This window comes from Dolichospermum sp. UHCC 0352, from assembly GCF_009711925.1.
Lineage (GTDB): Bacteria > Cyanobacteriota > Cyanobacteriia > Cyanobacteriales > Nostocaceae > Dolichospermum > Dolichospermum lemmermannii.
This window is the reverse complement of the sequence record NZ_VIKY01000070.1, coordinates 1-612: the sequence shown is the minus strand read 5'-3', so window position 1 is coordinate 612 and position 612 is coordinate 1. Positions and strand designations below refer to the sequence as shown.

Here is a 612-nt window from a genome sequence, read left to right as displayed (position 1 = left end):
TCCTGATATGGCTACGCCACGCTTCGCTATCAGACAATTAATATGTTAAAATAACAGTAAATACCCATCCTGTACATCCTTAAATCCTGGATATCCTGATTCGTTTAATTCTGCAAATTTAATTGTTTTACCAAATGTACCAATTCCGGTAAAATCAACTTTTCCATCCCCAATCGCACAGCATTACTAGAACCAGGAAGAGAAAAAATGATTTTGCTTTGATAAACACCAGCGACAGCACGAGAAGCCATAGCGCGAGAACCAATTTCTTGATAACTTAAAAATCGAAATAATTCCCCAAATCCTGGTAAAGTCTTTTCTAATAGCTTTTCTAAAGCATCATAAGTAGTATCCCTGGGAGCAATTCCCGTTCCTCCATTAAAAATCACGGCATTGATACGAGTATCTTCGCCCAAGGCTGTCATTTGGGATTGAATTTCTTTAGGTTCATCTTTGATAATCTGATACAATGCCACAGTGTGATCATCAGCTAAAAGTAGTTCTTTAATTAATTGACCACTTTTATCTGTATCTGGGGAACGGGTATCACTGACGGTAATCACTGCACAAATTACAGAAACTTGCTGTGTATTTGGGTGTGGTTGAAATTCC

At 37.7% G+C, this 612-nt stretch carries 1 protein-coding gene; it reads right to left on the bottom strand.

Annotation, left to right across the window (positions count from 1 at the left end):
* Positions 1 to 104: 104 nt before the first annotated feature.
* Positions 105 to 612: molybdenum cofactor biosynthesis protein B (locus tag FJR06_RS04840; RefSeq protein WP_174783429.1), on the bottom strand; the 508-nt coding region annotated here is incomplete at its 5' end.